Below are 26,376 nucleotides of genomic sequence, written 5' to 3'. Positions count from 1 at the left end.
CGGCCGGTAGCTAGCCATCTATCTCCCCGGCGATGCCGCGTTCGATGCTGGCTCTGGTAGTGCCAGGCAAGACCATGAGACCGTCGAGTTCATTGCAGGCCAAGTCGTATGCCCGCGAGCGTTCTTGGGCGGTGGCGGAGCTATCCGCGGCCACCCGCAGCAGGCTCTGGGCACGAGCCAGCCGCTGTTGACCTTCTCGGGAGAAATCACTTCTACGCCGGCGCATCGCCTCGGCTTCGGCGGCGTTGAACGCGGTGACGTAGTTCTGCACCGCATCGAAATACTCTTTGGCCGCATCGCGGTCGTCCAGCAGATCTTCGGCCCGCATAGGACGGTGAAAGTCCGCCGCCAACTTCGCCTTGTGAAAACGGGTCGTGATCGGGTCCCGCATGTCGGTCATCACCGGGAAATCAAGGAGCTTGGCCACGTCGAGTTCATAGTCCAACCAGCGCGTGTTCGTTTCCGTCGTGGGCGTCGATCGCGCGTCGTATCGCCCGCCATTGGGCCGGTTTGCTGCCGGGCAGGGCGTCGTCGGGCTGGCCAGCCGCGCGATCCTGCGGGGCGTGGTCGACCGCTCCATCCCCCGACCTCCTGTTGAGCGACGAGATCGCCCGGATGCCCGCATAGATCAGCCCAACGATGGGCGCAATCAGCACCAGCAACTCGACCAACCGAAACAGCAGCCCCACCCAAGCCAGGATGCCATCACCGGCGGGGATAGTCAGCGCCGCCGCGCGCCCCCTTCGGGCTAGCGCTTGTGCAGCTGGCCGGCGGCGATCTCGTCGGCCGCCTTGGCCGCGATCCCCCCACCCAGCCGCGAGGCGATCTCGGGGGCATTGGCGGCAAATCGCGCCAGCGCCCGCTGGCGTAGCGGCGCCACGGTGACCTCGCCGCGATTGCGCTCGATCGCGGTGACCACGGCGGCACCGACCTGATCGGGCCTGCCGGTACCGATCAGCGGCGGAGCGGTCGCACCGGAGTCCGCGAACATGCCCGCGCCACTGATCGCCCCGGGACTCACCACCGAGACGCCGACCCCAGCCGGGCGCAGATCGTCACGCAGGCACAGCGCGAAACCGCGGATGCCGAATTTCGTCGCCGCGTACAGCGACGCACGCGCGGTGGCCGTCTTGCCGGAAATGGACGACACGAAGACGAAATGCCCGGACCCTCGTTGAGTGAACGCCGGGATCAGTTCGCGGGTCATCTGGACCGGTATCTCGAGGTTGACCCGCAACGCGCGATCCACCTGCTCGGCGGTGAAGGTTTCCAGTTTCCCGGATGCTGGCAGGGCTGCGTTGGCGACCAAAACGTCGATCTCCCCCGCCTCGGCGAGCAGGGCCAGCGCGGCACCCGGTTCGGCGAGGTCGCTGACGATCGAGCGATGGTTGCGTCCCGGAAGCGATGCCGCGAGCTGGTCGAGCTCCGCGGGCTTGCGCGAGCTCAGGATCAGCTCCGCACCGCGGTCGGCCAGTGACGAGGCGATCGCCCGTCCGAGACCGCCCGTGGCGCCGGTAACCAGAACAGTCTTGCCGGATAGTTCCATGGGGACGACGGTAGCCGACGCTGCCCGTTGCCTTCGATCCGACGTGACACCGCCGCACCGGTGCCCGAGCTCAGCCACCGCGCACCGGGGCATCGACCGGCGCTTTGAGACCAGCCGAGAACCACACTGCGGGAGTAGGTTTGGGGCGCGCGGGGGCGCCGGCGCGCGCACTCACCGATCGGGCATTGGACCGCACCCCCGCCCGGGGCTGGCCATGGATGACTGGCCGTACGTATCTTGATGTCAATGGCCTTCTCCGATTGTAGCCACGCACCGTCCGCCGTACCCGCGGGGCCCGCGCGGTTGACCGGCATGCCGTTCCACGATTCCGACGATGTCATTCGGGCCGCCCTCGCCGAGGCCAGCGCTCCGGCGCTGCTGATGTCGATGGTGCACATGACCGGCAATTTGGGCTTGCTCGACGAACTTCCGGGCCCGTCGATGCTGATCGCCATGGACATCCAGGGCGGCATGAGCGAAGAGGACAAACAGACCGTCCGCGAGCGTGCCTTCGAGGTGGTGCGCGACTACCGCGACCGTGGCTGCCCGGCGCCGTTCCTCCCGAACCGGGTCCAGCTGCAGACCATGCTCGACGTGGCGTCGGCCGGTCAGGTTACCGACGAGTTCATCGACTACATTGCCGCGGATCTACGGATCTCAGACGCGGACCAGGATGGCCCGCCGCTGCGATCCACTCCAAGTCAACGCAGTGGTTTCCCAGTCTTGGTCATCGGTTGTGGCGAAGCGGAGCTACTGGCCGGAATTAAACTCAAGCAAGCCGGTCTGCCGTTTGTGATCATCGAGAAGCAGGCTGGGGTCGGGGGCACGTGGCGGGCCAACCGATATCCGGGCTGCCGCGTGGACATCGCGAACCATTACTACGCGTACTCGTTCGAGCCCAACGACCATTGGTCGCATTCCTACTCCGAGCAGCCCGAGATCCTGAACTACCTCAATAACGTGGCCCAGCGCTACGAGATCACCCCGCATGTCAGATTCAACACCGAAGTTGTCGGCGCCGCTTGGCAAGACGAATCGGATAGCTGGGCGGTGCGGATCCGCGGCCACGACGGCAGCGCCGAGGTGCTCAGCGCACGCGCGGTCATCTGCGCGGTCGGCCAGTTCAGCAAGCCGGTGATCCCGGACATCAAGGGCGGCAAGGATTTCGCCGGTCCGTCGTTCCACACCGCCGATTGGGACGAGCGCGTTGAGCTCGCCGGCAAGCGGGTCGCGGTGATCGGAGCCGGCGCCAGCGGTTTTCAGCTGGTGCCCGCCAGCGCCGACATGACCGAACGGGTCGACGTCTACCAGCGCACCGCGCAATGGATGGCGCCCAACATCAACTACCACGCGGCCGTCAGCGATCCGGCCAAATGGGCGGTGCGCCATCTCCCCTACTACGGCAGGTGGCTGCGATTCGTGACCTGGTGGCCGATCGCCGACGGTGCAGCCCACCTGACGGTTATCGACCCGGACTGGGAGAACGGCGGCTTGTCGGTCAGTGCCGCCAATCACCAAGTCCGCGAGCTGTTTATCGCCTGGATGCGGGCCTTCACCGATGATGAACAGCTGCTGGCGAAGGTCACGCCGAACTATCCGCCGATGGGCAAACGCACCCTGCAGGACAACGGAGCATGGCTCAAAACCCTGCAGCGTGACGATGTCGAACTCATCCGCGAGGGCGTTGCCGAGATCACCGCCCACGGGGTGATCACCCGCGACGGTGTGTACCGGCCGGCCGACGTCTTGATCTGGGCCACCGGATTCGACGTCAACCATCAACTGGGGCCCATCCGCGTTCGGGGCTTGGACGGCGTTGAGCTCAACGACCTGTGGGGCGACGCCGCCTACGCCTATCTCGGCATCAGCGTGCCCGGCTTCCCCAACTTCCATTGCATGTACGGCCCGGGTACCAACGCCGTCAACGGCGCCAGCATCATCTACAACTCCGAGTGCCAAATGCGCTACATCCTGGGCTGTATCGACATGGTGCTGTCCGAGGGGGCTCGCTACGCGGTGCTGCGAGACGGGGTGTGTAGTGACTACAACCAGCGCAGCCAGCGGCAGCTCGAGACCATGGTCTATACCCACCCTGCGGTGTGCAGCAGCTACTACAAGAACGCGGCGGGTGATGTGCCCACCCTGTTCGCCTGGCGCATCCTGGACTATTGGAACTGGACCAACCGCCCCGACCGCAACCACTACGAGTTTCGGCGCTAGGGGGCCTGAGGCTGGTCGCTGACGGCGGCGTGCAGGTGCGTTCGCAGGAACTGGCACTGACTGGCGAAGAACCCCAATGACACCTGCGCATTCGGCGCCAACAGATCGAATGCGTGGAAGGCACCGTCGGCGATCTGCTCATGGACCTCGACACCCGCGTCGCGCAGGCGCGCGGCATAGTCGAGGCATTCCTGATGAAACAGGTCCAGCGTTCCGACGCCGATCCAGGCCGGCGGCAGATTCGACAGGTCGGCACGTCGCGCCGGTGCGGCCGTGCTGGGGTCTGCCCCGGCCAGATACAACTGCCACGCCTGTTGGTTGTCCCGCTCGCTCCACATGATGCGCTTGTGGCCGTTCGGACCGGAGCCGGTGCGGTCGTCGAGCATGGGGTACACCAACATCTGCAGCACCGGTTCCACATCATCACGGTCGCAGGCCAGCTGAACCAGCGTGGCCGCGAAAAGATCGCCGGCACTGGCACCGGCCACCGCGATCCGCGACGGATCGACCCACTGCTGCTGGCGCAGCCACAGCAACGCCGCATAACAGCCCTCGACGGGGGTCGGATAGGGGTGCTCGGGCGCCAACCGGTAGTCCACCGCGGCCACCGCGACGCCCGCCAGATGAGACAACTTGCGGCAGTACTGATCCTCCTGAGCGGCGCTGCCCATGACCGTTCCGCCGCCGTGGATCCAGAGCAGGGCCGGGCCCGGATCCGGCAATCCGGCTGGCCGGTGTAATCGCACGCTGACCGCGTCGTTGACGGCCACCACCGGCACATCGCGCAGACGTCCAGTAATCCCAGCCAGCTTCATCAGCGCACGTGGCAGCTTGAGGCCGCGATGCAACCCATAGCCTCGCGGCAGGATCCGGGAGATCGCCCGCAAGGCGGGGTCGATTGCGTCGGGCTTGGTGAAGGCCGGCGGACCATCGGAACGGGCTTGCATGCACCATACGATTGCACATCGAGGTGTCCGCATGGGCCTACACCGGTACCGGCGGCGGCCCGGGCGACCCTAGCGGCCATCGGCGGACATGCCCGCTACCCAAGGCCATCTGAATTAATGACTCAAGTCACTTGAGTGTGCATACGAGGCTAGGTGAGCATAGGTGGGTGACTACCCTTCCTAGTGCCGGATCGCTGTCGATCTCCACCGTTACCGGCGACCCCGTCGCGCGAGTTGTCGCTGACGCCACGGTCGCCGACGTCGCCAACGCGATGATCGCCGACAACGTCGGAGCGATCGTGATCGGGGACGACGACCGGCCTGCCGCCCTGGTGAGCGAACGCGATGTGGTTCGCGTAGTAGCGACCGGCAAGGATCCGAATACGGTGCCCGCCCTCGACGTTGCCAGCACCAAACTGGTGTGGTGCGACTCCGACGCCACCGTCGATCAGGTAGCGAACCAGATGATGGAACACTACATTCGCCACGTTCTGGTGGAACACGATGGCATACCGGCGGGGATCGTCTCGGCTCGTGACCTGCTCGGCGTCTACTGCTCCGATGCCGTTTTGGACTCGGACTAGGGCGGTGCGCGGCGGCTCTGCGTCGTTCTCGGCCGGCCCGGATCGGCCGTGACAATCCTCAGAATGCCTCTGGATTCTGCGCGATGGCGACCGGTACCGGGTGCTGGTAGAGCCGCGCCGCATTCTCCCAAGTGATCTTGCGAATCACGTCGGCGGGCAGTCCGTCGAGTTGTTCATGCATGGTCTGCTGGGTGTGCGGCCAGGTCGAATCGCAGTGCGGATAGTCGGATTCCACCATGATGTTTTCCGTACCGATTCGGTGATGCTGCACGAACGAGGACTTGTCCTCCACCGCGCAGAACCAGAAGTTTCGCGTGAAAACCTCTGCCGGCGTCAAGCTTTCGCCCATGGCCCGCCAAGTGCCATACATCTCGTGATAGCTCAGCATGTGGTCGAGACGATCGAGCAGTCCGGCAACCCAACCGATTCCCCCCTCGGACAGGCAGATCTTGAGATCCGGAAATCTGCTGGGCAGGCCGGAATACAGCCAGTCCACGGCCGCGGAGATGGCGTAGGCGAAGAACAGCACGCCCGGGACATCCGCAGGTGCGCCATCGGTGGTCGACGGGGACGAACCCGACGATCCGATATGTAGGTTCACCACCGTGCCGGTCTCGGCGCACGCCGCCATCATCGGGTCCCAGTGGCCCGAGTGAATGCTCGGCAGTCCGAGCATCGCGGGGTTCTCGCTGAAGCTGACGGCGCGAAATCCGCGCTCGGCGTTCTCATGGATCAGCTGCGCGCCCGCACTGGGATCCAGCAGCCAGGGCAGCTGGCAGGGAATGATCCGCTCCGGATATGGTCCAGCCCAAGCTTCCAGGTGCCAGTCATTCCAGGCCCGCACCGCGGCCCAGGCGAGTTCGGGATCCTTGGTCACCTGCTGCAGCCGCTGGCCGGCAAACCCCGGCAGAAACGACGGGAAGTTCAGCGATGCGTAGACACCATTGAGATCCATGTCCTTGATGCGCTCATGAATATCCCACGCACCCCTTCGCATTTCGTCAAAGCGCACCGGCTCGAAGCCATATTCCGAGACGGGTCGCCCTACCACCGCGTTGAACCCGACGTTGGGCAGTACCTGTCCGTCGTAGACCCACACCTGTCCGCCGTCGTCGGTCTCGACGACTCGCGGTGCGCGGTCGGCGAACCTCTGCGGCAGACGTCCGGTGAAGGTGTCGGGCGGTTCGACGATGTGATCGTCCACCGAAATCACCGTGTAGCGGCGCCGCGCCCTGGGCGGATCCGTCAAGAAAGTGACGCTGCGATCTGCGCCGGTCTTCGCCGTGGTGAAGCTGAGGTCGCTGGCCAGTTCGTCGATCGATTTCATCGTCGGCAATCTCTCTGCAGTGCTGGGTGATTCGCGGTCATCGGGGCTCAGCTCAGTACGGCCGGGTCGGCCTTGATGGTCATCCGTGCCGCCCCCGCCCAATAGACGTCGGCAGCCCGTTCGATCAGCGATGAACGCATGCCGGCCATATCGGACCATTTCATCTGTGTGGGTTCTGCACCGGTGAGCATCACGTCGTAGGCCAGCTTGCATACTCGTTCGATCGACGCGGCGCGATAGACGGCTTGGGCGAGATTGCGGCCGGTGGCGATGACGCCGTGGTTGGCCAGAATCGTCAGGTTCGCGCTTCCGATATGTGCCGCGAAGTCGGCCGCACGTGCGGCGCTGTCGATTTCGCCGTCATAGCTTTCGACCAGGCACATGTCGTCGAGGAAGAGCGATCCGGTCTGGTGCACCAGGTCCGGCAGCCGGCCCAGGGCCGCCAGGACGCACACGTAGTACGGGTGGTTGTGGATGACCACGCGAGCATCGTCGCGAACTCGGTGCAACTGAGTGTGGATATGGATCGCGGGGGTGACGTCCCACCGCCCTTGACCACCCGCGCGTCGGCGTCCACCGTGCAGATATCCGAGGCGGTGAGTTCCTGCCACCACAGCCCCCATGGATTGACCAGCATGTCGGTTTGGCCGTCGGGCTGCCAGGTGATGTGACCGGCCATGTTCTCTGCGAACCCGATGCCCGCGAGGTGGCGGAAGGCAACGGCGAGCGCCTGCGCATCGGATAGCTCCACACCGATCGGCGGAATCACCGATGGCGCCCATACCTGCAGGCCACCTTGGCGTGCGTCAGGAGCGTTCATGCTCGGCCTCCATCCTGGCTCGAATATCGTCGCGAAGCTGCCCTTTGGCAATCTTGCCGCCGGAGGATCGAGGCAGTTCGTCGACCACGACGAGTCGTTCGGGCAGTAGTTCTTTGGAATACCCCAGCGCCAAGAGGTGCTCGACGAGTTCGGTTCGATCGAGGCGCTGCGAGTCGGCGAGCTCGACGTAGAGGCAGACCTTCTCCCCGAAAACCGGATCGGGCATCGACACCGCCGCAGCGATCGCGACGGCCGGGTGGGTCAGCGCCGCATCCTCGACCTGACCGGCGCTGATGTTCTTTCCGCCGCGCAAGATGAAGTCCGAGGTCCGGCCGGTGACGGTCAGATAGCCGTCCGGATCGATCTCGCAGATATCACCCATGCGCATCCACCCGTCCCGGGTGAACAACTTCTCGTGATCGGTTCCGCCCAGATAGCCGAGGCTGGTCGCCTGTCCGCGGCACCCAGGCTGGCCCCGGCCCGACGCGGTGACGTCACGGTCCCCGTCGAAAAGCCGCACCGACATTTCCGGAACAACCCGCCCACCCGTCCTGAGGCGACGCTCCCGCGAGTCGCGCAAGGTGGTCGCACTGAGCAATCCGGTCTCGTTGGAGCCATAGAACTGCAGAATGGCTGCGCCGGTGAGATCCTCGAACTCAGTGGCGCGCCGGTACGGCAACGCCTCGCCGCCGGCGAAGACGACCCGCAGCGAACTCAGATCATAGGCCCGGCACCAGTGGTCGGCCATGAGCATCGTCAATTGAGTATTGACACAGCACAACACCGTGACCCGGTGCCGAGCGATTGCCTCACATGCGGCCAGCGTCGTGAACCGATCCAGAATCACCGCGCTGGCCCCCAGGTAAATGGGTGTGGTGTGGCTGGTCCAGATGCCGAATCCGAAGGGCATGGGAATCACCGGCAGGACTACGTCCTGCGGCGTCAACATGCCATTGGCGACCGCGTGCTGATGAAAGTAGTGCCAACGGTTCTGGGTATGCACCACACATTTGGGTGCCCCCGTGGTGCCCGAGGTGGAGTTGATCAGGAACACATCATCGGGACCGAGGCGTCGCTCGTTTCCGAGCTCGCTTTCGAGCCCATTTTCGGGCGCCACCGGCACCGGCTTACCGTCGAAGCGCAGCGTTTTACCCTCGCGCACCAAGACACCCGAGGGCACCGGAAGCTGTGCGCTCACCTCGGTCGCGGCGGCGCTGCGCGGGGCGTCGCTGACCAGGAGCTTGACCTGCGCGGCGCGCAATATCTGGGTGGCTTCCCGGACACCGGCGCGTGCACCGATGCCCACCACCACGGCGCCACAGCGCTCGATGGCGATGAACAACGCATGTAGCGCGGCGCAGTCGCCGTGCCATACCGCCACCCGGTCGCCGGGCAGCACGCCAGCTCCGGCCAGCTGTTCGGCTAGACTTGTTGCCGCACAGTCGAATTCACTCCACGTTAGCAGTGACGCCGGGTAGTCGATATAGGCGGCATGATGCGGCGAGCCTTCGGCGTTTCGTCTTACCGCGTCCGATAGCGTCGAGTCGGACCACCAGCCTGCGGCGTGGTAGCGGATCGCCTCCTGGGTGCTGAATGCCGGAGATCCCGCCATATCGCGCCGACCGACAGCCATAACCAAATGATAGGAAAATAACGTGCCGCTCCACACCGACCCGCGACGGTTGGTGTCGGCCCCGCACCCAGTAGACAATCGAGATACCCCGTTCGCCAGGTGTCCCTCGGACGCTGCGCTACTCTCCCCCAAACCCGTAATCGTGCAACTGCGCGCGAAAGTCGGGTCGAAGACTGTAGCGGGCAGTATTGTCCGTGGCTCAGACAAACCATGGGAGCAAGCGTGACGGAGATGCCCGACGGTATCTCGATCCGGCAAGCTGAGCCGGCGGACTACCACAACGTCGCGCAGATGCACTATCCGAGCTGGCGGCTTTCCTACCGCGGCATCATGACGCCCGAAACCCTCGATCTGTTCGATTGGCAGGAGTGGATCGACGAGGAGTACCCGCGCAGGCTCGCCAGAGCCGGCTGGTCCATGTGGCTAGCCGAGTCGGGCGGCCAGATCGTCGGGATGAGCATTTTCGGGCCGGAGCCCGACAATCCGGATCAGCTGGAGATCGACTCGCTCTACGTCGCCGCCGGCAATGATCGCCGGGGCATCGGCGGCCTGCTGCTTGCCAATGCGCTCAACTCGGCGCCGTCACATGACGCGGTCTTGTGGTGTGCCGAGAAGAACTATCGAGCGCGACGGTTCTATCAGAAGAACGGCTTCCAGCTCGATGGCCGTTCATTCGCCTGGACGCTGGTACCCGGGGTCCTGGTCATACCGCAGATTGGCTTCACGCTGCACCGCTCGAGATCCCAGAGCTGAATCCTGACCTCACCGTGGCGGTCGCCCGGTGGCTGATCTGCGGTTTCGTGTCGCCAAGGAGTTACCAAGAATCCTCCAAGGACCGAGCGGCAAGGTGCAGTCGACCAGAACCGATCGACCACAGCGAGGAGCCCGAGACCACCCATGGCCATTGTGGAATCGCCGCCAGGCCACCCCTACCCGCACTTGCCCGCCTCGTTCTACGGCACCCCATCGGGATCGCCCCCGGGTCCCACCGGGTACCTGGAGCACCCCAGACGCCACCCGTGGGAAATCGGGCTACTGGTGCTGGTCATCGTGTCCAGCGTGCTGCTCTACCTGGTCGCGGCCGCCGTGGTGCTGTCGGGCAAGTCCAGCCTGCTCTGGATTTCCATCGTGGCCACGCCGATCGTGCTGTTCGCGCTGCGCGGGCTGACCTACGGCAAGCAGCGCGCCAACGGCGTCAAGATGTCACCGACCCAGTTCGCCGAAGGCTACTGGCTCGTCGTCGAGGCGGCCCGCCGGTTCGGGCTCAGCGAGGTTCCCGACGCCTACGTGGTGCTGGGCAACGGGCTGATCAACGCCTTCTCCAGCGGGCACGGCTTTCGCCGCTACGTCGTGGTGTACAGCGACCTGTTCGAAATCGGCGGTCAAGCCCGCGACCCCGAGGCGCTCGCCTTCATCATCGGCCATGAGGTCGGCCATCTCGCGGCCGGGCATGCCTCGTACTGGCGCCAGCTGATGCAACTTGCGATGCGCGTTCCGCTGTTGGGGCCGACGCTGTCACGGTCGATGGAGTACACCGCCGACAACTACGGCTACGCGTTCCGTCCCGCAGGTGCCCGCAAGGCCATCGGTGTGCTCAGTGCCGGAAAGTATCTGCTCCGGTCGGTGGATTTCGACGGCATGGCCGACCGGGCCGGGTCCGAGACCGGGTTCTTCGTCTGGCTGGCCAACATGGTGTCCTCGCATCCGGTGAACACCTGGCGCGCAGCCGCGCTGCGCAACCGCATGGTTGCGGGTTCGCTGTTCTTCCGGCCCAAACAGCCGGCCCCGGTGCCGCCGACGGCCTGGGCGGTCCCCGGCGACGGCGGATGGGCCAGGTAGTCCCCCAGCCTCGCGTTCAATAGCCTGGGCACGGGAATCATCCGGTCCGGCGACGCAGGAGGCAGCGGCAGTGCGATCCATATCGATGGGCCAGGTGGGGGCGGGACTGGCCAGCGGAGCGATCGCCGGCGCCGCCGGCACCACCGCGCTCAATGTGATCGCCTACCTGGACATCGCGGTGCGGGGCCGCTCCACCAGTACGACCCCGGAAGACACCGTCAATGCCATGGCGCGATTGCTGCACCTGACGGTTCCGGGTACTGGGGACGTGCTGGCCAACCGCGTCGCCGGTCTCGGCGCGCTGACCGGCTACGCGGCCGGGATTGGGATGGGCCTGGTTCTTGGGCTTGCCTACGGCCTGGGTTGGCGGCCGCGGTTGCTGGTGGCCATGCTGGTCGCAACAGCCCTCGCCCTGGTGGGTACCAACGGACCGATGACCCTGCTCGGGGTGACCGACCCCAGGACCTGGGGCCTCGTCGGCTGGATCAGTGATCTGGTCCCGCACCTCGGATATGGCGTGGTCACCGCGCTGGTCTTGCATTACACGGCGTTGTGCAAGCGCCACCAACCACTGGATCCACGCTAGGCGGGTTCGCCAGGAACCCGACCCCGCGGCCGATCACCCGCCCTTGAGGCGAATCTTCCACCGCACGAAGCTGACGTAGCACAAGCTGATGAACGCGAGCATGGCCATGTCAAACCACCAGGCACCAGCCGTGTGATGCCAGTGCGAATCCTTCGGAGTCAGCGGACCGGGCACGAGTTTGATCAGGTCGACGGTCGAGGCCGAGGTGGCAAATCCCCATCGTGCCGGTGTGGCCCAGGACATCTGGTCCAACCCCAGGCGGTCGGTGACGGGAATCATGCCGCCGGAGAACACCAGCTGCGACATCACCGCGACCACCAGCAGCGGCATGATCTGTTCGTTCGACTTGGCCACCGCCGATAGCGCCAGTCCGAGCATCGCTGAAGCGACGCAGGTGGCGGCGACGTCGGCGAACAGTTCGAGCCCAGGTTTGCCCAGCGCCACGGCGCCCTGGGTGGGACCGCCCTTGCCGATCAGCACGATGATGGTGACAATCGCCGATTGAACGACCGCAAACACCGTGTAGACGCAGATCTTCGCCAGCAGGTACGCGGTGGTGGACAGGCCGACTGCCTGTTCGCGCCGGAAGATGGCCCGCTCGCCGATGAGATCTCGGATTGTCAGCGCGGTCCCCATGAAGACCGCACCGACATTGAGCAACACCAGAATCTGGCCCGGCTCGTTGGGTGCGTTCCCCATCGGATTGGGCATGCCGAAGCCGACGTCCCCGGGTACCGACATCGACAGCGAGCCCATGACGAACGGCAATATCGCCAGGAAGATGAAATAGCCCCGGTCCGAGATGATCAGCCGCATCTGGCGTCTGGCGATGGTGGAGAACTGGCGGAACAGGCTGGTGTGCGACGGGTCGCCACCCAGCTCCCCTGGACGCTCCACCGGCGGCGCTGGCGGGGGTGGCCCCGTTTGCGCCAAGTAGCGCGCCTGGGCCCCCTCCGGGTCGTCGGCGACCGTGCTGAAGATGTCGGCCCAGTTGGTCGTCCCCATGGCCGGACCGATCTGGCTGGGCGGCCCGCAGAACGCTGTCTTGCCGCCCGGTGCCAGCAACAGAACCTGATCGCAGACATCGAGGTAGGTCAGTGAGTGAGTGACAACCAGCACCACACGACCGGCGTCGGCCAACTGCCGCAGCATGGTCATGACCTGCCGGTCCAACGCCGGATCCAGACCGGATGTGGGCTCATCCAGGATCAGCAGCGACGGTCCCGTCAGCAGTTCGAGGGCCACCGATGCACGTTTGCGCTGACCTCCCGACAGTTTGTCGACCCGCGTCTCGAGGTGCTTGGACATCTCCAGCTCTTCGAGGACCCGGGCGACCACCTGTTCGCGGTCCTCCTTGGTGGTGTCCGGCGGCAGCCGCAGTTCGGCCGCATACATCAACGCCTGCCGGACCGTCAGTTGACCGTGGACCACGTCGTCTTGCGGCACCATGCCGATCCTGCTGCGCAGGGAGGCGTATTCGGCATGAATGTTGTGGCCTTCAAAAGTCACCGTGCCGTTGGTCGGGTGCGTGTACCCGGCGACCAGCCTGGCGAAAGTTGATTTGCCAGCACCGGACGGGCCGATGACCGCGGTGAGCATCCCCGGGCGTGCCGCCAACGAGATGTTGTCCAGCAGTGTCTTGTTGCCCTCGATCGTCCACGTCACCCCGTGCACGTCAAGGCCCCCGGTGCGCGTCTCGAGCAGGCTCTCTTCGCGGCGGGCCAGCGCACCATTGGCGAAAATGAGGTCGATGTTGCCGATCGTGACGACGTCGCCGTCGTGCAGCAGTGCCGCCTCGACCCTGGCACCGTTGACGAATGTGCCGTTGATGCTGCGGTTGTCCCGGATCTCGGTGCCCTGCGGTGTCGGGATCAGGGTGGCGTGGTGACGCGACGCCAGCACCTCGGGAATGACGATGTCGTTGTCGTCGGCGCGGCCGATCGTCACCGCGCCCGGCGGTAATTCGCCCGCCGCCCTGCCCGGACGCAGAATCTTCATCATCGAGGTGGCGATGTTGCCGGTTTCGCCGGGCGCGCGCCCGACCACGAGGGGGGCCGGGGGCGCCGGGCTCGCGGCCGGCGGCCGGTATATCTGCGGGGCCGGCTGAGCGCCGGTTTGCGACCGCGACGTCTGCGGGCCGCTGGGGTATTGCGGTTGCTGGGCCGACGGCTGCACGTGCTGCGGTCCGCTGGGAGGTTGAGCCGGCATCCGCGTGGTCGGCGGGGCCGGCTGCGGCGGAACGGGCCGGTGCGAGCCGGTTTGCGGGGGTGCCTGGCTGGGCCATGCCCCGCTGGGCATGGGCGGGGGCACCTGCATGACCGCGGTTGGCGGTGGGCGCCCGACCGAACCTTGCTGACGGCGGCCGACTCCGAAGTCCAGCGCCGGACCATCCGGGTTGCCGATGCTGACCCGCTGGCCATCTTGGATGTCGACAACCGGTACTCGCCGGTTGTTGATGTAGAGCCCGTTGAGACTGCCATTGTCAATGGCGATCCATCGGCCTTGATCGAAGCGCAGCAGCAGATGCACCCGTGAGATCAGCGGGTCCGCGACGCGGACGTCTGCCCGCAAATCACGGCCAATGACTACGTCGTGGCCTGCGGCGAAGGTGCGCTCAGCTCCGTTGTACCGCACGGTCAGCACCGGCGGGGCGGCTGTTTGGGTCATCGGGACCAACTGTACTGGCACCGGCGCTCCGGGCAGAACAGGGCGCGGATATGTGTTAGCCGCGCCGATCCGCCGCGGCCACTGACATTTCACACGGCACGTCATATGGTCGGTCTACGGAGCCTCCCGGAGGAGAGATCGTGAGCACCTTGTCCAGTGGCCTGCGAACGCTCAGCTACGAAGCATTCATCTACTTCTATCCGTTGGTCATGATGGATGTGACGCGACTGCAGGCCCTCAACGCGGCACCCGGCACCGGCACCGGCGCCGGCCCGCCCAATCACTTCTCGCACATGCGGGCGTTCCCGTCGGCCGACTTCCGCGCGGTGGTGCGGCCCAACTTCGACACGCTGTACTCCTCGGCCTGGCTGGACCTGCGCAACGGTCCGGTCCGCCTGGCAAGCGCACCAGCGGGACGGGTCCACTTGATCTCGTGATCGCCGGCCCTGGCTACCAGGGCGAAAGCGGCGAAAGCGGCGAACAACCGCGCCCAACCACGGTCGTGGCCGCGCCGACACCGTTTGTCTGGATCATCGGCCGCACCCAGACCAACGGGCCGGCCGACTACCCGGCCGTTCACCGGGTACAGGACGGCTACTCCCTCACTGAGCTCGGCAGCGGTGCGCAGGCCAGTGCGGGAGACAAGCGACCAGACTTTGACCTGACTACCGAGCCGCCCAGAATCGTCAACGGCATGGCCGCGCTGGACTACCTCTCCTATGCGGCCGATCTGCTGTGCGTCAATCCACCACACCCGACCGACTACTCCGTGCTGGCCCGGCTGGCCAACCTCGGCATCGAAGCGGGAAGCCCGTTCGATGCGAGCCGGTTCGACGCGGACCAAGTGGCAGAGCTCGAGCGCGGCAGAAGCGATGCGCTCAACGACATCCTCAAGAGCGCCACCAAGCTTGGGGCCAACGTCGACGGCTGGATCAGCCTGACCGAGAGCATGGGCGTCTACGGCAACAACTACCTACGGCGCGCGGTGGTGGCCCTCATCGGTCTGGGAGCCAACCCCGCCGAGGACGCCGTATATCCGTTCCTCGCCACCGACGAGCACGGAGATCCGCTGGCCGGCGAACACGACTACGTCATCCACTTCGACGCGGACAAGCTGCCCCCGGTGGACGCATTCTGGTCGGTCACGATGTATGACGCCGAAGGCTTTCAAGTGGCCAACGAGCTGAACCGATTCGCCATCGGCGACCGTGACGAGCTGCGCTACAACGACGACGGCTCATTGGACCTCTATCTCGCGCACACCGACCCCGGTCCCGAGCGCCAGTCGAACTGGCTCCCGGCCCCGTTGGGCCCGCTGGGCGTGACCATGCGGCTGTACGCGCCGAGGCCCGAGGTGGTCGCCGGCGAATGGTCGCCACCCCCGGTGCGCAAGGCCTGACTCAAACATCGGCCGTGGCCTTGGCGCCCGGAGGTGCCGCCGCGGCTGCGGCGGTGTCTAGCCCTCGAATCCGTGATAGTGCATCACGTGCTTGATCCGGGTGTAGTCCTCGAACCCGTACATGGACAGGTCCTTGCCGTAGCCGGAGTGCTTGAAACCGCCGTGCGGCATCTCGGCAACCAGCGGAATATGGGTGTTGATCCACACACACCCGAAGTCCAGCCGTGCTCCCATGCGTACGGCGGTGTCGACGTCCTTGGTCCACACCGAGGATGCGAGACCGTATTCGGTGCCGTTGGCGAAAGACAGGGCCTGCTGCTCGTCGCTGAAACGCTGCGCGGTGACGACCGGGCCGAAGATCTCGGTCTGAATCAATTCGTCGTCCTGTTGCAGGTCGACAATCAACGTGGGCTCGTAGAAGAAGCCCGCGCAGTCTTTCTGCTTGCCGCCGGCAAGAATTCGAGCGTGCGCCGGCGCACGGGACACCAGGCCATCGATGTGGCGCATCTGGTTGCTGTTGTTGATGGGACCAAACAAGATGTCCTCATCCGCGGGGTCATAGCCCGTCCTGGTGCCGGCCACCGACTCGGCCATCGCCGACAGGAACTCGTCGTAGATGCCGTCCTGGATGATCAGCCGAGTGGCGGCGGTGCAATCCTGGCCCGCGTTGAAATAGCCTGCCGCGGTAAGTCCCTCCACCGCCGCCGCGATGTCGGCGTCATTGAAGATGACTACCGGCGCCTTGCCGCCCAGCTCGAGATGCGCACGTTTGAGGTCGTTGGCCGCGCTGGCCGCCACCGCCATACCTGCCCTGGTGGAGCCGGTGATCGACACCAGCTGTGGCACCGCGTGCGCCACCAGTGCCGCACCAGTGTCGCGGTCGCCGCACACCAGGTTGCACACCCCGGGCGGGAAGATCTCCTGCATCTTCTCGACCATCCAGTAGGACGACGCGGGCGTGGTGTCCGAAGGCTTGAGTACCACGGTGCAGCCGGCGGCCAGCGCCGGGGCAAACTTCCACACCGCCATCATCATCGGGTAATTCCAGGGCGCTACCTGGGCAACCGGGCCCACCGGCTCCCGTCGAATCGACGACGTGTGCCCACGCATGTATTCGCCCTGTGAGCGGCCTTCCAGAACCCGCGCCGCGCCGGCGAAGAACCGGATCTGATCAACCATCGGCGGAATTTCCTCCGACATGGTCAACGAGATTGGCTTGCCCGTGTTCTCGCACTCGAGCGCGACAAGTTCCTCGGCGTTGTCCTCGATGAGGTCGGCGAGCCGCAGCAGCGCACGCTGCCGTTCGCTGGGGGTGGACCAACGCCACGACTCGAACGCCTTGGCCGCCGCGGTAAACGCGTCATCGACATCTTTGCCAGAGGAATTCGGCGCCGATGCATAGACTTCGCCCGTCGACGGGTTGACGATATCCATCGTGTTTCCGTCCGGCGTTGCCTGAATTTCTCCGCCAATGATGTTGTGAAAAACCTTCTTTTCCACCATGGTGTCCCGTTCTACGAGTAGCGCTCAATGATGTTGGTCCGGACCGGCGTCCGGATGGCTAGCGGTGGCGATGGCGGCGTCGTCGGTGAGGGCAGGGGTTGACGGCGTCAGCGTGTGACCCAAAAAGAAGCCGGGTTGGCGCACTCGCATGACCACCATCAGCACCGCACCGAGCGACAGGATGCCGAAGCCAAGGTAGAAGACTAGCCCGACGCCTGCGATCGACGCGCCGCTGCCATGTCGCGGGTCCATGCTTTCGCGGACCGAAACAACAAAGACCAGCAACAGCATCATCCCGCCGAGCAGCGGACAAAGGAATTTGAAAACGACGTTGCGCAAAGACGTGAAGAGTTCCTTGCGGAAATACCACATGCAGGCGAAGGCGGTAATTCCGTAATGCCAGCAAACCAGCATGCCGAGGGCCGCAATGGTGTCCAACAGGGTTCGCTCCGATAGCAGGGCTCCGGCGTTGTTGATTAGCAGGCTTGTGAGCTGGGGAATTGTGGATTGAGGAGGTCTAGGCGGCGGTTGGCGGTCAAAGCGGTGATCCGGCAGGCTTCGGCGATGTTGTCGGCGCCGTTGAGGCGGTGCAGATTGATCGCGGTGTTGCGTAGCGTTGCTAGGACCTGTGCGCCGTTTCCGGTATGTGCCCTTTGACGGTCTTCGTCGAAGGTGACGTCGCGTATCCAGTGCAGGCTGTTCTCGATTCCCCAGTGTTGACGCATCCAGGTCATGATCGCGGTAGGGCGGGCGTGCTCGAACGGCAGGCTGCAGATGGCATAGACCACCTCCACGCTGCGCTGGTCGGTGGCGGTGATCAAGCGTTCACGAGTGATCCGGATGATTTGTTTTGCGTAGGGGAAGCCGATTCCTCGTGCAGCGGTGATGATTTGCAGGGTGCGGGTCTCGACACGGCCGTGGCCGCGGGAGTCGTCGGTAGCGGCTGCGGGCACCTCGGCCCAGGGCAGCGCGGTGATACGCGCAAGTATTTTGGCTTGGTTGGACTTGACGATCATCAGGTAGTGCGACTTCAAGGTGGCGCAGATCAACTTCGCGGTGACGACCTGGGTATGCATCGCATCCACGGTGACCAGCCACCGCAAGCTACCCGGCAGCAGCGTGAGCAGGGCACGTACGCAGGGAATTTCATTGCTTTTCTCGGCGACAGCGAGTTGACCGAGCACCAATCGGGCACGGTGGGCGAACACCGACACGAGATGCGTGGCTGTCGCTTTGGCGCGTAAAGCACCACGCAGCATCTTGCCGTCCAACGCGATCGGCACCAATCCACTGGGGTCGCTGCTGGCCACGTGTGCAGTGAAGTAACTGCCCATCCTGGCGTTGAGGTCGGCGGGGTCTAGCCGAGACAAAACAGCGCGGAAGGTCTTCTCACTGGGCCGCCGGAACCGGACCCCTAATTAGGCCAACACATCATCGGGAGCGGTGGCCGCCCATGTAGCAAAACCAGCATAGCCGCGCATCCCCGCGGCAGTGGCCAGAACCGCGATCGCCAACAAAGCCATCAGCGAATACCTCCGACCGCGTGGGTCCCTCGGGTCTGGCACCGAGGCCAACACACCGAGAAACTCCGATCCGATGAGCTCGCTACGCTCACCAGGACTCCAGCGGTCGAACACCTCTGGAACCGACGACACAGGCAATACTGAAACGGTAGGCACGGGCAACTCCAGACCAACGACGAACAGTAACCAACTCGATCGTTCTCCAGATAGCCCGTGCCTACACTCCGGCCCCAATAGCGCGGCACCAAAGATCATCAACCCAGCTCACAAGCCTGCTAATCAACAACGCCGGAGCCCTGGGACCAGCCCGCTCAGTAGCCGTTGCTGCGGCGAATGTCCTCTCGGCATTCGTGGCGGGTCTGGCCGGTCTGCTGCATGCAGATGCGTATCGGCGAATCCTGATCGATGGGTAACGGCGGCTCGGTCGGATCGGGCGTGGCGCTCACCGTCGGACTGGCCACCGTGCCTTCGGTGAGCGACCAGATTGTCGTGTTGGTGCCCTGCAGGGTCGAACAGTAGGCGGTGGCGCCTGTTTTTGTGGTTCCGGTGCTGCCGAGCGGGGAACACATGGCGCCAATGACGACCGCGGGCGCGGGAGTCACCGATTCCGTCGTCGCGGCCGCCGTACTGGTAGACGTGCTCGTCGGCGCGGTCGTGGTGGCCGTGGTTGTCGAGGTCTTGGCGGCCGTGGGGCTGGGCCGGCTGGAACTGGTCGCCGCAGGCGGTGCGACGCGCTCATCGTCGGCGCGCTCGAACTCGCGCAGCGCCACGGCGATCGCTACGACCAGCAGGATCGCCAGCACGGCGGGGACGATGACCGAGGCTCGCGCCAGGGACTTCTTGGCCGCAGGCACCGCCACCGCCACCGGCCGGGAGATGCGCGTGTCGTCGGGATCGCCGACTCCGCCCAGCCGATGGCTCAATGCCCGCGCGAAATCGATGCAGCGTTGGTAACGGTCCTTGGGGTCTTTGGCCAGCGTCTTGGCGAAAACCGGGTCCAGCTCTGCCAATGCCGGCAGGCGCTGGCCGATCGCCGGGGGTGCGGCGCTGAGATGCTGGCTGATCACCACGGCGGGATTGGAGTGCTGAAACGGCGGTGAGCCCGTCAGCAGGTGGTATGCCGTCGCCGCCAGGGCGTACTGATCGGCCTTTCCGTCCAGGTCGTGGCCCATCAGCTGCTCGGGCGGCGCGTAAGACACGGTGCCGACGGTCATGTTCGTCGCTGTGAGCCCACTGGCTTCGCCGACCCAGCCGGCGATCCCGAAGTCGGCCAACATGATCCGCTTGGCCTGCGAGGCCGGCGCCGCGATGAGAATGTTGGCGGGCTTGACGTCGCGGTGCAGCAGCTTGTGGTCGTGCGCGTAGTCGAGCGCCTCGGCTACCGCGGTGATGATCTCGCTGACCTCCGAGCCGGGCATCCCGTTGGGGTACCGATCGCGAAGCAGCGTCACAGCATCGGTGCCGTCGACGTAGTCCATGTCGATCCACAGCTGGCCGTCGGTTTCCCCGCGGTCATGCACGGCAACGATGTGCGGATGCCACAGGGCTGCGGCGGCGTCTGCCTCGCGGTGGAAGCGTTGGCGGTACTCGTGGTCTGCGGACACCTCGGGCCGAAGGACTTTGAGCGCGTCTTGCCGGGGCAATCGGGGATGCTGGGCCAGATAGACCTCGCCCATCCCGCCGGTACCCAGCTGTCGGACGATGGTGTAGCCGGCGAACGTCGAACCTGCGGCGAGCGGCATGGCCGCATCGTAGCCCGCCCGGGCGCAACAGGTCGAAGAGCGGGTTGGCCGCTCAGCCCGACGCGACTGTCGATTGGGTCTGCACCGGGCGAGCCGCGTTGCCCATCTGGCGGGCCCTGCCGATGAGGTCGGGGCGTCAGCTCACGGTCACCGGGATGCCGTTGAGGACACCGTTGCCGGAGGGCTCGTCGAGCAAGGTGGGCGGGACAGCACGTTGGTGTTGACTCCAGGTGCGCTGTTGGCCACCGCCAGCCGGGTGCCCGGTTTGCCGTGCCCCCAACCGTGGGGCATCGAGACCACGCCCGGTTTGATCGCCGAGGTGAGTTCGACGGGCACCGTGATCTCGCCGGCCGACGATCTCACCGTCACGGTGTCGTTGTCGGTGATGCCGTTACGGGCTGCGTCGTCCGGATGCATCAGCAGCGTGCAGCGATCCTTGCCCTTCATCAGCGCCGGCACGTTGTGCAGCCACGAGTTGTTCAATCGCAGGTGTCTGCGATTGACCAGGACCAACTGCTCGGCCGGCCGATCCATTCTGGATGCCAGCCGGGGCAGATCGTCCAGGAGGTACTGCGGGGCCAGCCGGATCTTTTTCTCCGGGGTCCCCAAAATGTCCGGTAACTGCGACACCATGGGTCCGAAGTCGATGCCGTTCGGATTGGCCTTGAGCATGTCCAGCGTCAGTCCGCCGGGATTCTGGCCGTAGCGATCGCCGAACGGACCGGTCCGCAACGTCAGATCCAAAATCCGCTCTGGCCCGCCCGCCCAGCCGTCATGCTCGTAGCGTTTGCGGATCGCCGCACCGTCAAATCCCTTGGTAAAAGCCAGATAATCAAAGAATCCGTCATCGATCGCGGCGACGTCGACGTCCTCGGCCGGCGTGCCGGTGCACAGCCCGGTCAGCCGAATCAGGATCTCCCACTCGTGCGGGCGATCGCCCGGATCGAAGAGCGGCGCGGAGTAGTTCGCAAAGCTGCGGATCGCGAATTGCAGCACCAGATCATCGTGATGGGGCTGTTCGAGCGGCGACAGCCCGGGCAGAATCACATCCGCGTGCCGCGTCGTCTCATTGAGCCAAAGGTCAACGGAGATCATCGCTTCCAGCGAAGACAGCGCTTCGTCGAGCTTGTCACCGCCGGGTGTGGACAGCACCGGGTTGCCGGCGATCGTGATGAGCGCCCGGAGCTGCCCATCTCCCGGGGTGGCGATCTCTTCGGCTAGACAGGACACCGGCGCCTGGCCCAGGACTTCCTTCGCACCGCGCACCCGGGTATGCCAGCGACCGAATTCGGCGACGCCACCTTCTAGACCCGGCAACGGTTGCGTGGTGATAGACCAGGCAGCCGGCCGGGGGGAACATGGCGCCGCCGGGGGTGTCGAAGTGGCCCGTCAAGATGTTGATCACGTCGACCAGCCAGCTCGCCAGACTGCCGAACTCCTGATTGCACAGGCCGATTCGGCCGTACACCACCGACTTGTGGGTGCCGGCGAGCTCGCGAGCCAGCCGCCGGATGCGCTCCTCCTCGATGCCCGTGACCGCGCTCACCCGGGCCGGCGGCCAGTCCGCGGCAACCCGGCGCATCGTGTCGACGCCGTCGACCTGCGGCCCGGGGTTGACCAGGTCCTCGTCAAACAGCTTGTGTGCGACCGCCAGTAGAAGCGCCGCATCGGTGCCGGGCACGATGGGCAGCCACTCATCGGCACGCGCGGCGGTGACCGTGCGGACCGGGTCGATCACGATGACCTTGCCTCGTTGACGAATCGCGTCGATCAGGCCCATTACGTCGGGCGCGGCCAGCAGCGAGCCCTGGGATGCGGCGGGGTTGGCGCCCATGATGACCAGGAGGTCGGTGCGTTCGATGTCGGGTACCGGAAACGTCCACCAGCCCCCGTACATCAGGTGCGACGAGAGGTTTTTCGGCCACTGGTCGACCGTGCCCGGCGAATAGGTGACCGGCATGCCGGACATGCCCAGCAGCACACCGGCATAGCGAGCCAGGGAGAAAGAGTGCGCCAATGGATTACCGGTGTAGGCGGTGACCGCGCCGATGCCGTAGGTGTCGATCACCGGAGCCAGCAATTCGGTGCAGCGGCGAAATGCCGCGTCCCAGCTCACCTCGTGCCATTGTCCGTCGATCTTGATCATCGGGTGCCGGATGCGGTCCGGGTCGTCATGCAAGGCGCCCAACGACGCGCCTTTGGGGCAGATGTGTCCGCGGCTCCACACGTCGTCGCGGTTGCCCCGGATGCCGACCACCCGACCGCCGCACAGGCCGTCGGCTACCCGAATCTCCAAGCCGCACATGGCTTCACAAAACGGGCACGTGTGCAGGTGCCTGCCATCATCGACCGTGGCCATGCACCCACCTTATTCCGCTACGCGCAGTCGCGGAAGTGGCTCCGGCCGATCGGCGAGGTCAAGCACCGCGGCCTTGGCGCCCTGCTGCGAGCGCCGATGCCGCTCGGTAGCCTCCTCGGAGGCCAGCGCGGTAGCCACGTCACGCGGGTAGCTGCGCCGGGCCACCGTCAGGATCAGGGTGCCCGCCAGGAACAGCGCGGTGAGCATGATCAGAAACGTCTGCGTCAGCCCGGTCGATGCGGTTGCCACCTGACCGGGCGCGCGCCGCTGCGGCGCCAACTGCATGGATACCAGGGCGAAAACCAGCGGGGCTGCCGCCGTGAAGCCGGACCGTAGGGCGGTGCGGATCGCCTCGGCCCTCCCCACAACCTGGAGTGCATGATGTCCAGTCGCGCCGCGTCCAGTGGCGGATTGACCCCGCCCAGCCCGATCGCCGCGAGAAAGGCCGCCACCACGGCGATCACGACGTTGTCGGTGAGCAGCGCGGGTACGAAGAACCCGCCCGCAACCAGAAATGCCGCACCGGCGACGCCCAACCGGGCGCCGAGGTAACCGCGGCCGATCAACCAATCCGCGAGGCGCCCGGCACACAGCGTTCCGATCAGCGCGCCCACTCCGATGATCACGATCAACGAAATCGCCAGTGTCTGGCTGATCCGGAATCGGCTGCGCAGCAGCGCGACCGCGAAGGTGCCCAGCCCCGTGTAGAAGAAGTATCCGAACGCCGACGCGACTATCAGGGCCACGTTGGTCCGAATTTTCAGTACATAGCCCACCGCCCAGCGCAGGGACCGGCCTTCCGGGCTCTCCTGCAGAATGAGGTGTGGGTGCGCGCTGACGCGTTGGGCGATCACCGCTGCCGCCAGGGTGTCGTTCGAGCAGTCCCGGCGATCGCTGCCCGCACTCGCGCCGAATGTGTCGCCGCCACGCGCGGGTTCGGGCACCGTCCTGGCCAAGGCGAGCGTGAGCAGCAATCCGGCCACCGCCAGCCACAGCAAACTCAACCGCCATGTGATGGCGGCCAACCAGCCCGAAACCAGCACCCCCAGTGCGGTGCAGATTCCCTCACCCGCCAGGACGAAGCCGTAGATTCGCCCCCGCTCATGCTGAGCGAAGAAATCGCCCATCAGGGACGCGACAACCGGGCCGCCAACCGCCACGACCACCCCAAGTGCGACCCGGCTGGCCAGCAGCCAGCCGTACCCGGCGCTGATACCGCCGAGGGCCATGGCCACCGACCAGATCAAGACGGTGATCCACAGCACGCGGGTGCGGTTGACCCGGTCGGCCAGCGTTCCCGACACCAGCATGACGACGATCCCGATCGCGGTCGACGCCGTCACCAGCAGGCCGACCTGCAAGTTGGTGATCCCGAAGGCCTGTTTCAAGGCCACGGCGAGGGCGCCGATGGTGCCGTTGCTGGCGCCTTCCAACCCGACCACCAAGGCCAGCAGCACGATCACCCGCATCCGGGCCGGACCGCCGACTGCATCGGCAAGCCCGCCCCTGATGGCGCGACCGTTGGTGGTCATCTCAGCGCATTCGCCCCGAGTCCCTCCGGCTCGGGAGCCACGCCCTGGCGATGGTGAGCCCTCACTACACCAGGATGCCCCGATAGTCGCGCGAGAAACAGCTGCGGTCACGAGCCGGTCGGCGATGTGGCCAGGGCCCGCCGGGCGGCCTTCCGGTCAGATTTGCACCCAGGGGTCGGTGGCCACCAGATGAGTGCTCTGCAATGCCGCCGCGCGGTGCACGTGCGCGTTCTCGTGATATGCCGGGTTGGTCACCATGGACACGAACGCCGCCCGCGATGGGTAGCGCACCACGACGATGGCGTCCCAGAAGGGGCGGTCGATATCGCCGGCGACAACGTGGCTGGCTTCGCCCGCGTACTCGATGGTGGCGCCCACCGCTTCCAGAAACGGCATGACCTCTTTGGCGTAGCGCTGGTAGTTGGCTACCCCGTCCGGTTTGAACTGCAGCAGGTTGATCATGACCACGGGCGTGTCGAGATCGGCGGCTGCCGCCATCAGGGTGGCTAGCTGGTTCTCGTTGGGTTCGATGGCGGTCATGGGTCACCCACCCCAGCTGGTCAGGTCACGCGAGGCGATCCCGTTGGCGGCGCAGTAGCTGGTGTAACGCTCGATGGAGGTCTTGTGGTTCTCCTGCCACAGGATCTTGTTGTCTGCGTCGAGAAAAAGCAGCTCGCCGACCAGGAAGAAGAACACCTCAGTGTCTTCCAGGCTTTCCGGGGTGTGCGATGAGCCGGCCACCTCGTAGACGGTGTCGCCCGCGCGGGAAATCCAGTTGTTCTCCTGGTACCGCCACGCCCCGCTGACGGTGTGGCCTACCACGATGCCGGTGTGGTAATGGGGTGGAAGTTCCAGTCCGGCAGGAAATTTCATCGACACGATGATTTCGGCGCGCACCGGATCGACCTTCCAGTACTTCAGGAAGACCTGGTCGGTGAGCGGGGTGAACGGAATCCATGGGTTGTCGATGCCGCTCATGTAGTTGACGTCGAGTTCTTGCAGGGTCTGCATTTCTCGTGCTCCTTCATGGTGCCTGTTTGCCGCCGCGGTGCGGCTGAGGCAAAACGTAGGAGCAAGAGCCAGCCCCGCGCTCGGTGCGCGGCGACAACCACGCCGACCCTGATTGTGCTCAGATCACAATTCCCCGGAGCGGCCCTGCGCGAGCCCGGGCAGCACCGGCAATAACGCCAGCGCCACCGACAGCTCGAGGACGTCGGCATCCACGGCACGGCCCAGGATCGCCTCGGCTTGATTCACCCGGTAGCTGACGGTGTTGGGGTGCACGTTGAGTCGCTTGGCCGCCCGCGTTCGGCTGCGATTTTCGGCCAGAAAGACCGCTAGGGTCGTGGCGATCCGATAGGTGTCTTCGTCGGCGGCCGCCAGCCCGCCCAGGACCCGGGTGGCGAAAAAGACGGCATGGTCGCGATCCGCACTGGCCAGGGCGGCAACCGCGACGCCGCGGTACAGCGTCACGGCGTCGGCGCGTCGCCCCATCAGCGACGCGACGCGATGCGCATACGTCGCCTCGAGATAGCTGCGCCTAAAACCCTTGAGTCCCCGCGCCGGATCGCCAACGGCCAGCCGTACGCCTGCCGGGGCCCCGGCAACACCGTCTTGGGCGTCACGCACGCTCAGCGAGCCTCGACCACTCACCCATCCGGCGACCGCCAGCGATCCCAGCGTGTGCACCAGCGTGCTCTGCGCGGCGGTGGCGCGCGCTAGGTCGGCGACCACCCGGCCCAGCAGCGGCTGAGCATCGCCGTCCTCGGGCAACCTGTCGATCCAGGCGATGACCGCGAGGTGCTGGGTGCTGACGTCATAGCGCAACCGTTTTGATGCCCGTTGCGGGTCGCGCTCGCGCTCGGCGACGATGTCGTCGATCGCGCTGGCGCGCGCGACGGTCGCCCCCCGCAGCCAGGCCTCTCGCTCAACGTCATAGGCCCGCTCGGCCCGCATCAACGCCGCGTCGACGTAGCCGAATATCCATCCCGTAGCCAGCTCTACCGCTTTGGCCTGCTCGGCAGCGTCTCGGGAATCGGCGTTAATGCGGCCGAACATCCACTGCCACAGCAGTTCCTGAGCCAGCCGGTAAAACCGCAACAAGTCCGCCAGCGCAACTTGGCGCGGCACCGCCGCGCGCGATGGCCTG

At 65.6% G+C, this 26,376-nt stretch carries 18 protein-coding genes and 6 pseudogenes; 7 read left to right on the top strand and 17 right to left on the bottom strand.

Annotated features, from left to right (window positions below):
- Positions 1-10 precede the first annotated feature (10 nt).
- Both CKW46_RS13740 and CKW46_RS13735 read right to left on the bottom strand, forming a co-directional pair.
- Positions 11-689: pseudogene (locus CKW46_RS13740) on the bottom strand (hypothetical protein).
- A 59-nt stretch (positions 690-748) separates the two neighbouring features.
- Positions 749-1,546, bottom strand: a complete 798-nt coding sequence (locus CKW46_RS13735; protein ID WP_015355433.1) for an SDR family NAD(P)-dependent oxidoreductase — start codon at positions 1,544-1,546, stop codon at positions 749-751.
- Between the two features lie 246 nt (positions 1,547-1,792).
- On the opposite strand from CKW46_RS13735, the gene CKW46_RS13730 reads away from it, so the two are divergent.
- On the top strand, positions 1,793-3,766 hold the full coding sequence (locus tag CKW46_RS13730; RefSeq protein WP_482053409.1) for a flavin-containing monooxygenase: 1,974 nt from the start codon (positions 1,793-1,795) through the stop codon (positions 3,764-3,766).
- Here CKW46_RS13730 and CKW46_RS13725 read toward each other — a convergent pair.
- Positions 3,763-4,713, bottom strand: a complete 951-nt coding sequence (locus tag CKW46_RS13725; protein WP_015355431.1) for an alpha/beta hydrolase — start codon at positions 4,711-4,713, stop codon at positions 3,763-3,765. The genes CKW46_RS13730 and CKW46_RS13725 overlap by 4 nt on opposite strands.
- A 167-nt stretch (positions 4,714-4,880) precedes the next feature.
- Between CKW46_RS13725 and CKW46_RS13720 the strand changes: the two genes are divergently transcribed.
- Complete coding sequence (locus CKW46_RS13720) at positions 4,881-5,297, top strand: CBS domain-containing protein (protein WP_012394342.1); 417 nt, start codon at positions 4,881-4,883, stop codon at positions 5,295-5,297.
- A 58-nt stretch (positions 5,298-5,355) separates the two neighbouring features.
- On the opposite strand, the gene CKW46_RS13715 is transcribed toward CKW46_RS13720, so the two are convergent.
- From CKW46_RS13715 to CKW46_RS13705, 3 genes and pseudogenes are all read right to left on the bottom strand, one after another.
- Positions 5,356-6,624, bottom strand: a complete 1,269-nt coding sequence (locus CKW46_RS13715; RefSeq protein ID WP_117435444.1) for an amidohydrolase family protein — start codon at positions 6,622-6,624, stop codon at positions 5,356-5,358.
- A gap of 47 nt (positions 6,625-6,671) precedes the next feature.
- Positions 6,672-7,444: pseudogene (locus tag CKW46_RS13710) on the bottom strand (class II aldolase/adducin family protein).
- Complete coding sequence (locus CKW46_RS13705; RefSeq protein ID WP_482053271.1) at positions 7,431-9,077, bottom strand: class I adenylate-forming enzyme family protein; 1,647 nt, start codon at positions 9,075-9,077, stop codon at positions 7,431-7,433. Before CKW46_RS13705 ends, CKW46_RS13710 begins: the two are co-directional and overlap by 14 nt.
- A 231-nt stretch (positions 9,078-9,308) precedes the next feature.
- On the opposite strand from CKW46_RS13705, the gene CKW46_RS13700 reads away from it, so the two are divergent.
- From CKW46_RS13700 to CKW46_RS13690, 3 genes are all read left to right on the top strand, one after another.
- The gene (locus CKW46_RS13700) at positions 9,309-9,830 is read left to right on the top strand and encodes a GNAT family N-acetyltransferase (protein ID WP_020787540.1); all 522 of its coding nucleotides are present in this window, start codon (positions 9,309-9,311) and stop codon (positions 9,828-9,830) included.
- A gap of 144 nt (positions 9,831-9,974) precedes the next feature.
- Positions 9,975-10,916 (top strand): M48 family metallopeptidase, encoded by a 942-nt coding sequence (locus tag CKW46_RS13695; RefSeq protein ID WP_015355427.1) that lies wholly within the window; start codon positions 9,975-9,977, stop codon positions 10,914-10,916.
- Positions 10,917-10,986: 70 nt separating this feature from the next.
- On the top strand, positions 10,987-11,502 hold the full coding sequence (locus tag CKW46_RS13690) for a hypothetical protein (RefSeq protein WP_011740986.1): 516 nt from the start codon (positions 10,987-10,989) through the stop codon (positions 11,500-11,502).
- A 33-nt stretch (positions 11,503-11,535) separates the two neighbouring features.
- Here CKW46_RS13690 and CKW46_RS13685 read toward each other — a convergent pair whose 3' ends face one another.
- Entirely contained in the window at positions 11,536-14,169 is a 2,634-nt protein-coding gene (locus tag CKW46_RS13685) for an FHA domain-containing protein (protein WP_482053270.1), read from the bottom strand.
- Between the two features lie 209 nt (positions 14,170-14,378).
- Between CKW46_RS13685 and CKW46_RS13680 the strand changes: the two are divergent.
- Together CKW46_RS13680 and CKW46_RS13675 are read left to right on the top strand one after the other, a co-directional pair.
- Positions 14,379-14,716: pseudogene (locus CKW46_RS13680) on the top strand (DUF1254 domain-containing protein); the annotation flags it as partial.
- A 147-nt stretch (positions 14,717-14,863) separates the two neighbouring features.
- A complete protein-coding gene (locus tag CKW46_RS13675) occupies positions 14,864-15,568 on the top strand; it encodes a DUF1254 domain-containing protein (RefSeq protein ID WP_318580722.1) in 705 nt (234 codons plus the stop codon).
- Between the two features lie 57 nt (positions 15,569-15,625).
- On the opposite strand, the gene CKW46_RS13670 is transcribed toward CKW46_RS13675, so the two are convergent.
- The 10 genes and pseudogenes from CKW46_RS13670 to CKW46_RS13625 form a co-directional block, all read right to left on the bottom strand.
- A complete protein-coding gene (locus tag CKW46_RS13670) occupies positions 15,626-17,071 on the bottom strand; it encodes a gamma-aminobutyraldehyde dehydrogenase (protein ID WP_482053269.1) in 1,446 nt (481 codons plus the stop codon).
- Positions 17,072-17,095: 24 nt separating this feature from the next.
- Positions 17,096-17,527 (bottom strand): annotated as a pseudogene (locus CKW46_RS13665) (amino acid transporter); the annotation flags it as partial.
- 20 nt (positions 17,528-17,547) lie between these two features.
- A pseudogene (locus tag CKW46_RS13660) lies at positions 17,548-18,750 on the bottom strand (ISAs1-like element IS2404/ISMul1 family transposase).
- Positions 18,751-18,905: 155 nt separating this feature from the next.
- Entirely contained in the window at positions 18,906-20,336 is a 1,431-nt protein-coding gene (locus tag CKW46_RS13655; RefSeq protein ID WP_482053268.1) for a serine/threonine-protein kinase, read from the bottom strand.
- 136 nt (positions 20,337-20,472) lie between these two features.
- Positions 20,473-22,695 (bottom strand): annotated as a pseudogene (locus CKW46_RS13650) (molybdopterin-dependent oxidoreductase).
- A 9-nt stretch (positions 22,696-22,704) separates the two neighbouring features.
- Positions 22,705-22,944 (bottom strand): hypothetical protein, encoded by a 240-nt coding sequence (locus tag CKW46_RS13645; protein ID WP_232047624.1) that lies wholly within the window; start codon positions 22,942-22,944, stop codon positions 22,705-22,707.
- Positions 22,920-24,227, bottom strand: a complete 1,308-nt coding sequence (locus CKW46_RS13640) for an MFS transporter (protein WP_499019211.1) — start codon at positions 24,225-24,227, stop codon at positions 22,920-22,922. The genes CKW46_RS13645 and CKW46_RS13640 overlap by 25 nt, the downstream gene beginning before the upstream one ends.
- 156 nt (positions 24,228-24,383) lie before the next feature.
- A complete protein-coding gene (locus tag CKW46_RS13635; RefSeq protein WP_015355422.1) occupies positions 24,384-24,767 on the bottom strand; it encodes a DUF1330 domain-containing protein in 384 nt (127 codons plus the stop codon).
- A gap of 3 nt (positions 24,768-24,770) precedes the next feature.
- The gene (locus CKW46_RS13630; protein ID WP_011740993.1) at positions 24,771-25,238 is read right to left on the bottom strand and encodes a 2,4'-dihydroxyacetophenone dioxygenase family protein; all 468 of its coding nucleotides are present in this window, start codon (positions 25,236-25,238) and stop codon (positions 24,771-24,773) included.
- A 123-nt stretch (positions 25,239-25,361) separates the two neighbouring features.
- On the bottom strand, positions 25,362-26,327 hold the full coding sequence (locus tag CKW46_RS13625; RefSeq protein WP_499019209.1) for a PucR family transcriptional regulator: 966 nt from the start codon (positions 26,325-26,327) through the stop codon (positions 25,362-25,364).
- Positions 26,328-26,376: the final 49 nt, after the last annotated feature.

The organism is Mycobacterium liflandii, assembly GCF_022354805.1.
In the GTDB taxonomy this organism is placed as follows: domain Bacteria; phylum Actinomycetota; class Actinomycetes; order Mycobacteriales; family Mycobacteriaceae; genus Mycobacterium; species Mycobacterium marinum.
The sequence above is the reverse complement of the archived record's forward strand: the minus strand, read 5'-3'. Positions and strand labels throughout refer to the sequence as shown.

Bases quoted from the DNA above. Each gene is read 5' to 3' on its own strand.
- CKW46_RS13685 (WP_482053270.1), bottom strand. From the start codon at position 14,169: ATGACCCAAACAGCCGCCCCGCCGGTGCTGACCGTGCGGTACAACGGA.
- CKW46_RS13700 (WP_020787540.1), top strand. From the start codon at position 9,309: ATGCCCGACGGTATCTCGATCCGGCAAGCTGAGCCGGCGGACTACCAC.
- CKW46_RS13640 (WP_499019211.1), bottom strand. From the start codon at position 24,227: ATGACCACCAACGGTCGCGCCATCAGGGGCGGGCTTGCCGATGCAGTC.
- CKW46_RS13635 (WP_015355422.1), bottom strand. From the start codon at position 24,767: ATGACCGCCATCGAACCCAACGAGAACCAGCTAGCCACCCTGATGGCG.
- CKW46_RS13725 (WP_015355431.1), bottom strand. From the start codon at position 4,713: ATGCAAGCCCGTTCCGATGGTCCGCCGGCCTTCACCAAGCCCGACGCA.
- CKW46_RS13695 (WP_015355427.1), top strand. From the start codon at position 9,975: ATGGCCATTGTGGAATCGCCGCCAGGCCACCCCTACCCGCACTTGCCC.
- CKW46_RS13630 (WP_011740993.1), bottom strand. From the start codon at position 25,238: ATGCAGACCCTGCAAGAACTCGACGTCAACTACATGAGCGGCATCGAC.
- CKW46_RS13715 (WP_117435444.1), bottom strand. From the start codon at position 6,624: ATGAAATCGATCGACGAACTGGCCAGCGACCTCAGCTTCACCACGGCG.
- CKW46_RS13735 (WP_015355433.1), bottom strand. From the start codon at position 1,546: ATGGAACTATCCGGCAAGACTGTTCTGGTTACCGGCGCCACGGGCGGT.
- CKW46_RS13730 (WP_482053409.1), top strand. From the start codon at position 1,793: ATGGCCTTCTCCGATTGTAGCCACGCACCGTCCGCCGTACCCGCGGGG.
- CKW46_RS13705 (WP_482053271.1), bottom strand. From the start codon at position 9,077: ATGGCTGTCGGTCGGCGCGATATGGCGGGATCTCCGGCATTCAGCACC.
- CKW46_RS13655 (WP_482053268.1), bottom strand. From the start codon at position 20,336: ATGCCGCTCGCCGCAGGTTCGACGTTCGCCGGCTACACCATCGTCCGA.
- CKW46_RS13670 (WP_482053269.1), bottom strand. From the start codon at position 17,071: ATGGTGGAAAAGAAGGTTTTTCACAACATCATTGGCGGAGAAATTCAG.
- CKW46_RS13675 (WP_318580722.1), top strand. From the start codon at position 14,864: ATGGCCGCGCTGGACTACCTCTCCTATGCGGCCGATCTGCTGTGCGTC.